Annotated in this window: 8 protein-coding genes and 1 pseudogene; 5 read left to right on the top strand and 4 right to left on the bottom strand. The window is 66.4% G+C overall.

Features of this window, described 5'->3' with window-relative positions; translation table 11 throughout:
* Both VGR06_RS43980 and VGR06_RS22890 read left to right on the top strand, forming a co-directional pair.
* Nucleotides 1-90, top strand: a complete 90-nt coding sequence (locus tag VGR06_RS43980; protein ID WP_414637314.1) for a nucleotidyltransferase domain-containing protein — start codon at nt 1-3, stop codon at nt 88-90.
* Nucleotides 91-217: 127 nt separating this feature from the next.
* Nucleotides 218-559: a DUF86 domain-containing protein gene (locus tag VGR06_RS22890; RefSeq protein WP_327561151.1), complete on the top strand. Its 342-nt coding sequence runs from the start codon at nt 218-220 to the stop codon at nt 557-559.
* 11 nt (nt 560-570) lie between these two features.
* On the opposite strand, the gene VGR06_RS22885 is transcribed toward VGR06_RS22890, so the two are convergent.
* Complete coding sequence (locus tag VGR06_RS22885) at nt 571-1,338, bottom strand: class I SAM-dependent methyltransferase (RefSeq protein ID WP_327561150.1); 768 nt, start codon at nt 1,336-1,338, stop codon at nt 571-573.
* A 46-nt stretch (nt 1,339-1,384) separates the two neighbouring features.
* Nucleotides 1,385-2,146 carry a hypothetical protein gene (locus tag VGR06_RS22880; protein WP_327561149.1) on the bottom strand — a complete coding sequence of 254 codons (762 nt, stop codon included), beginning with the start codon at nt 2,144-2,146 and terminating at the stop codon, nt 1,385-1,387.
* A 3-nt stretch (nt 2,147-2,149) separates the two neighbouring features.
* On the opposite strand from VGR06_RS22880, the gene VGR06_RS22875 reads away from it, so the two are divergent.
* Nucleotides 2,150-2,431: a hypothetical protein gene (locus VGR06_RS22875; RefSeq protein WP_327561148.1), complete on the top strand. Its 282-nt coding sequence runs from the start codon at nt 2,150-2,152 to the stop codon at nt 2,429-2,431.
* 9 nt (nt 2,432-2,440) lie between these two features.
* On the opposite strand, the gene VGR06_RS22870 is transcribed toward VGR06_RS22875, so the two are convergent.
* Nucleotides 2,441-3,739 carry an IS701 family transposase gene (locus tag VGR06_RS22870; protein WP_422652997.1) on the bottom strand — a complete coding sequence of 433 codons (1,299 nt, stop codon included), beginning with the start codon at nt 3,737-3,739 and terminating at the stop codon, nt 2,441-2,443.
* A gap of 97 nt (nt 3,740-3,836) precedes the next feature.
* Here VGR06_RS22870 and VGR06_RS22865 point away from each other — a divergent pair, with 97 nt between their 5' ends.
* A complete protein-coding gene (locus VGR06_RS22865) occupies nt 3,837-4,178 on the top strand; it encodes a hypothetical protein (RefSeq protein ID WP_327561147.1) in 342 nt (113 codons plus the stop codon).
* A gap of 205 nt (nt 4,179-4,383) precedes the next feature.
* Here the strand turns inward: VGR06_RS22865 and VGR06_RS22860 are convergent.
* Nucleotides 4,384-4,482 (bottom strand): annotated as a pseudogene (locus tag VGR06_RS22860) (IS5/IS1182 family transposase); the annotation flags it as partial.
* 85 nt (nt 4,483-4,567) lie between these two features.
* Here VGR06_RS22860 and VGR06_RS22855 point away from each other — a divergent pair.
* Nucleotides 4,568-5,887 (top strand): transposase, encoded by a 1,320-nt coding sequence (locus VGR06_RS22855; protein WP_327561152.1) that lies wholly within the window; start codon nt 4,568-4,570, stop codon nt 5,885-5,887.
* The last annotated feature ends 503 nt before the right edge of the window (nt 5,888-6,390 follow it).

Raw genomic sequence — 6,390 nt, 5'->3', positions numbered from 1 at the left:
TTGTTCGGCTCGGTGCTGCGCGACGACTTCACTGACGACAGCGACATCGACGTGCTCGTCGAGTTCCTGCCCGGCGCGACCCCAGGGTAGCTGCTGCTCGCCCAACTCGAACTCGAGCTCGGCGCACTGATCGGCGGACGTGAAGTCGAGCTGCGAACCTACGAAGACCTCAGCCGCCACTTCCGTGACCGCGTCCGGGCAGCGGCGGTACCCCTGTATGCCGCGGCTTGACGACGCCATCAGGATCCAGTACCTGATCGCGGCCGCCGAGAAGGCCGCCGCCTTCGCCGCGGGCCGGGACCGGGCGGCCCTCGATGAGCATGAGTTGCTTCGCCTCGGCTTGGTCAAGTTGGTCGAGATCATCGGAGAAGCCGCCAAGCAGGTCAGCGAACCCACCCGTCTGGCCCACCCCGCAGTTCCCTGGTCGGCGGCGGCCCGCATGCGCGACCGGCTGGTTCACCACTACTTCGACATCAATCTCGACGTGCTGTGGGCAACGGTCACAGTCGAGCTGCCGAAGCTGCTCGACCTCGTACCGCGTCCCGACGCCGACCTTTGACCGGCCCCCGGTCAGTGTGCGCGGGTGGCGGTGACGATGGGTTGGAAGAAGCCGGACGTCTCGGGTGGGCGCCATTCGATCTTGGTGAACTCGGCGGTGGTGAGGAGTTGGGTGAACTCGGGTTGGGTGATGGCCCAGTAGGTGGCGGTGCGGACGGCGACATGCCACGACGGACCGTCCGGGGTGAGGGTGAAATGCTCGAGGTCGTAGCGTTCGCCGTCGGGGTGCCAGTGCCAGAGTTGGAAGCTGATGGCGCGGCCTTCGGGGGTCTGGGAGAGCCAGGGCGGGGAGTAATGGGGGCGGGACTCGCGGAGGGTGTCGTAGGGGCGGGTGCTGGCGACGAGGAGGCCGCCGGGGGCGAGGACGCGCCGGATGCTGGTGAGGCCGGCGAGCATGTCCGGCGGGGTCAGCAGATGGGGGAGGGCGTTGTCGGCGCACACCACGACGTCGAAGGTCGCGTCCGGGAACGGCAACGCGCGGAGGTCGGCGGCGGCGAACGGGATGCGGGCGCCGCGCCGGGTGGACTCGGTGGTGGCGCGGGTGAGGGCGACCGGGCTGAGGTCGGTGCCGGTGACGATGTGGCCGCGGCCGGCGAGGCCGATCGATTGGGTACCGATGCCGCACGCACAATCGAGAATCCGGCGCGGGCCGGGGCCGAGGTGGGAGGCGATGAGGGCGTCGAGCGCGACGGCCTGGCGCAGGATGCTGGCGTCCCAGTCGGCGTAGATCAGGTGGTAGTCGCCGGCCAGCTCGTCGTAGAAGCGGCGGGTACCGTTCATGACGATCACCCCGCTGGTGTTCGTGCTGCCAGGAACCGCATCGAAATTACCGCATGGTGTCTCGCTGCTCGGAGCGCTGGGCCTGGTCGATCAGGGTGGCCCAACTGGTTCTCCGGCCGGTCGGATGGTTGACCGTTCCGGCGTCGACCTGCCGTTCCAGCTCGGTGATGGCGGCGAGCCGGATACGCGGATCCACGTTCAGCGCCTCGATCTGGAGGACGTCGTTGCGAGTGATCTTGAGCTTGGTCACGGACTTGGAGTCACTGGTGAGCATCGTCCACTCGCAGGACGCGGCCGCGTGGCCGAGCTTCTGCGCGAGGAAGATCTCGCGGGCCTTCCGGAGGTCCGGCAGCACGTCGTTGCTGGTGCCGCGGGAGGCTCGGGTGAGCCTGGCCCGGGCCAGGTAGGCGTGGGCGAGGATCTCCGAGTACCGGGCGCCGCGCTCGGAGATCAACGACTCGATGACGTCCCCGAGCAGCTTCCGGCCGTCCGCGTAGCGCCGGTTCGCCGCCGCGATCTCGGCCCTGAGGATCATCAGGTGCAGGCCGTCCTTGCGCTGCGCCGGAGTCTGCAGCTCGGCGGCCTGCCGGGCCAACTCGTCGGCATGCACCAGCGCCGGCTTCTCGTTCAGCAGCCGGTACCAGGTCAGTTGCGTGCGAGCGCTGAGCCCGAGGCAGATCCCGACCTCGCTGCGCCGGACATGGGGACCGTCGATCGCCGAGAACAGCGCGATGGCCTCCCGGAGCGAATTCGCGCTGGCCGTCAGGTGGTACTCCGCATCCCGCCCTCGGGCATCCTCGGCAAGCAACCGGTGGATCCGCCCGACACTCTGTCTGCCGAGCGCGGCACTGCGGCGGGCCTCGTACCGCTCGGCAAGCTGGATGCCTTTCTGCGCCTCGTCAAGCGCCTCATGCAGCCGGTGGTCGCGCTGCAAACACCACGCCGTGCCCCGAATCAGCACCTCCGCCTCGACGGCGCGCTCGAAACGAAGTCGCGGTTCATCCGAGCGCAGGAACCGAAGGCACTCCGTCGCCAGCGCGCGCATGAGGTCGACCTGTCCGTGGTCTTTGATGACATCCGCAATCAACCTTGAGTTTCGCAGTTATGCGGCGGCTGCGGCGCATGCCAGGGCGTAGTCCCGCAATAGATCAGGGTCGACGTGACCTGGGCGATCCGCGTTAAATCTGGCTGTGGTCAAGGTTCTGCGCAGCTTGGCGATCATGTCTTCGAAGGATGGCTCGGCCTTGCTGTCGTACCACGGCTCGGCGAGCCGGCGGCCGAGCACGTCGTCGGGGTGGTAGCCGTGCTGGGCATACCAGACGATGACCATCGACTGCATCAGCATGCCGAACGGCACGGTCCGCTCAACTGCCTTCCTGAGCCTGTTGCGGGCTTGTCCGACACCCATCTGTTGCTTGCCAGTGGCGTTCGATGGCTCGATCGACCACCGCACCGCGTAGCGCTCCACCACCTCGGTAGCAGCGACGGTCTCATCCATGGTGAACAGGGCCAGGTCGTAGGGCTTGGTCGAGTCTTCCTCCCGGACCAGCACGCACCGGCCGGCCGCATTGCCGAAGCTGCCGTACCAGACGCAGGGCACCTGGGCGAGTCTGATGGACTCGGTTCGGCCGTACCGGTAGACATTGACCTTCTTCCAGTTGGCGCCCCCAGCCACGGCGGCGGGTTTGCCTAGCCTGGCGCCTTTGAGCGCGGGCCGCCCGCGCCGACCGGTGCGCGGTGGCGCGAGGTCATACAGCGCGGCGTTGGCCGGCAACCGAGTCGTCCACGTGGTGTGCGGCACCAACAGGGGCTTGCCGTGATAGGCGGCGTCACCGACCCCGTGCACGCGACGGCCGCCGAACTGCGCCGCGATCAGACCCAGCAACTCGCCGGCCAACTCGACCGGGCTGGCGGTGCCCTTGCCCGCCCACAGCCGAAACAGCACCGGCAGGCACACCGGGGCCGTGCAAAACGGCAGCCGGACCACGATCCCGGCCACCACCCACCGGTTTCCCCGCGCGATCCCCTTACCGCCCTGCGCCGCACCGTCATGGGTCCAGAACGCGTGATGGACCTTGCGGCCCCATCGTTTGAACAGCGTGTCGTCGACCACCACAGTGATTGGCTCGTTCTCGCCCACCAACCGCTCGACGATCAACCGCGCCGCGATCAGCCCCAGCCGGTCAACATCCCACACCGCCTGGGAGAAGAACCGACACGCGGCGTGAAACGAGATCGTCCCAGCCATCCGTGCCCCTGACAGCATCCCCACCACGGTGCGCCGGCCGATCTGCGCAACCATCCCGGTGGCCAGCACGGTGAACAACGTGAACGTGCCGCGGCGACGAAACACCGGACGGAACATCTCCAGCACAACAGCCCAGGACCTCGGCAAGATCATCGCCGGAACCTACCGGCACCGGCTGTTCCCTCCATGCAAGCCACACACCATCGCCCTCGCGTGAGGGTCTGACCATGGCAAGTCCATCATGGACGGCGTGTCAGACACACCCAGCCAGCAGACCCGCATCGCCGTCACCCAGCGGATCATCGCACATGCCACCCGCGGCTGGCCCCACCTCGGCGAACCCATCGTGCGCCACCGGGGAAAGTTCTGCTACGTCGGCGCTGTCCTTGCCGGCGATCGGGAACCTACACCCATCTTGCGCCTGCGCTACCAGGGATCAGCCGACCGCTGGGCCATCGCGATCTACCTGCCAAGCGACGACCGGTACACAGAGTCCGAACTGCCTACCTCCTTCGGACCCAAGACCGGCACCCCAGAACAGGGCATCGATCACACCTTCATCCTCTACACGGGCCCAAGCAGTCATCGCTGACAGCGCCAATCGGGCTCTTCGCAGTGAAGCGGATTCTGTATCCGAGTGATCACGTGTGGTGATAGCCGGTTGTTGCGTTCTGTAGCCGTGTGTTGATTGCTGGAGGCGGGCACGAAGCACGCCCACTCGGCTGTGATGATCTTTGTCGACCAAGATCAAGGATCATCGGGTAGACGGGTGGGCGCGTGTCACAGACTACGGTGCCGGCGCAGTTGCTGGGGTTGGACGGGGTGCAGGTCGATCTGATCGAACGGGAGGCTGACGGTTGCTGGACGGTGCATGTGCAGACCGCGGCCGGGCGGTCGGTGTGCTGTTCGGGTTGTGGGCAGGCCGCAACCCGGGTCAAAGAGTCCACGGTGCACACCCTCAAGCACGTGAGGCTGGTTGCGATGCGCGTGACCTGGCACAAGTCCCGATTCTGGTGTGAGAACACCGAGTGCCCTCAGGCGAGTTTCGCTGAGACGGGGCTGCTGGCCGGTCGGCGAGCGGGGGTCTCGGCGCACGCTAGGACGGTGCTGGGGCATCTGGTCGGGGACTGGCTGGTGCCGGTGTCGCGGGTGGCTGCCGGGGTCGGGGTGGCCTGGCACACCGTGCACGACGCGTTCGCCGGGGTAGCCGCCCAGGCAGGGATCGTGGTCACCGACACCACGGCGGCCGACGGTGGGGCCGGTGACACCAAACCCGATCCTGCCGAGCAGCAAGCCGCCCTCGGTGCGGAGGCGACGGTGGCCGGCGCGGATCCCGTTGCCGCTGGCGCTGATCAACCCGCTCGGCCCCAGCGGTCGGTGGGCGGCGGGGTATTGCCGCCGGTGGCGGTGCTGGGCATCGACGACCACCGTCGCGGCAAGCCGCTGTATCACCGTGATCCGACCAGTGGGGCGTGGGTGGCCGATGCCGATCGCTGGCAGACGGTGTTCGTGGATTCCGCTGGTGGGCACGGGCTGCTGGGTCAGGTCGAGGGCCGGGCCGGGCTCGACGCCGCGGCCTGGTTGGCCGCCCAGGACCCGGCCTGGCGAGCGGGCATCACCCACGTCACCATCGACATGTCCAGCGTGTACAAGTCGATGGTCACCACCAGCGGACTACTACCGAGCGCCACACTGATCGTGGATGCCTTCCACGTGGTGCAGTTGGCCAACACGATGGTCAGTGACGTGCGGCGCCGGGTCACCTTCGAGCACTACGGGCGTCGTGGCCGCGCCACCGATCCCGAGTACACCATCAAGAACCTGTTGGTGCGCGGCAAGGAACGACTGTCCGATCGGGCCCGCCACAAGCTGTTGTGTGCTCTGGCCGATCTGGGTGAGGGTGGGCGGCAGATCGGTGCGGCGTGGCGGGCCAAGGAACTGCTGCGTGCGGTGATCGGCTTGTCGCCCAACCAGACCGGGGTGGCCACCACCGGCCATCGACTCCGGCAGGCGTTCGAGACGTTCTTCACCTTCTGCGGCACGATCGGCGCGACCGTTCCGGAGATCATGACCCTGGCCCAGACCATCTCCGTCTGGCGCACCGAAATCGCCCGCGGTGTGCTCACCGGACACAGCAACGCCGCCGCCGAGGGCGTCAACCGACTGGTCAAGCTGGTCTATCGAGGTGCGTTCGGGTTCACCAACGTCACCCATCAGCAACGCCGGTCACGCTACACCGCGTCCCGATCCACCCGCCCGGAATGGCTACACACCGTGAACACGAACCGCCACCAAATGTAATCGCCTGATTACAACATCCCGACAGATGCGGAGAGCCGTTATTGATAACTATCTCCAAAGGGAAATAGTACCGGATTACTCCCGGGTTCCACGTAGGTACTACCTCCCTCTCGACCAGGTCCCAACCGCCACCCGGCTTGGGGACTGACGTCCTCCGTAGTCGCAATTCGGCATTAGCACCCGTTAGTTGAGATAAGCCGTCGATGGCAAGGCCATCAACCCAGGATTGCCCTATCTCAAGTCGGAGACATCTGCTTTCATCCACCGCGATTGATAGCATGTTGCCCAGTATTGAAGTGCCGCGACCCTCTCCGTATCGACCGACAATCAAAATTCCAACGTTTCGATACGGCGCGAAACTCGTAGCACCGGCGGGGGCAATATCGGCCTCGAGTTGCTCGCCTGTGCCAAGAACAAGGGAAAACGTAAAGTCGTCGAACGAAACTCCGTCCTTCGCCGTGATCGACCATTCGATCTGGACCTGACTGAAAGGAAAAACGGGG

The sequence above is a fragment of the Actinophytocola sp. genome (assembly GCF_036002505.1).
Lineage (GTDB): Bacteria > Actinomycetota > Actinomycetes > Mycobacteriales > Pseudonocardiaceae > DASYTH01.
This window is presented reverse-complemented; position numbering and strand designations above follow the sequence as displayed.

Bases quoted from the DNA above. Each gene is read 5' to 3' on its own strand.
- VGR06_RS22890 (WP_327561151.1), top strand. From the start codon at position 218: ATGCCGCGGCTTGACGACGCCATCAGGATCCAGTACCTGATCGCGGCC.
- VGR06_RS22885 (WP_327561150.1), bottom strand. From the start codon at position 1,338: ATGAACGGTACCCGCCGCTTCTACGACGAGCTGGCCGGCGACTACCAC.
- VGR06_RS22870 (WP_422652997.1), bottom strand. From the start codon at position 3,739: ATGATCTTGCCGAGGTCCTGGGCTGTTGTGCTGGAGATGTTCCGTCCG.
- VGR06_RS22855 (WP_327561152.1), top strand. From the start codon at position 4,568: ATGCGCGTGACCTGGCACAAGTCCCGATTCTGGTGTGAGAACACCGAG.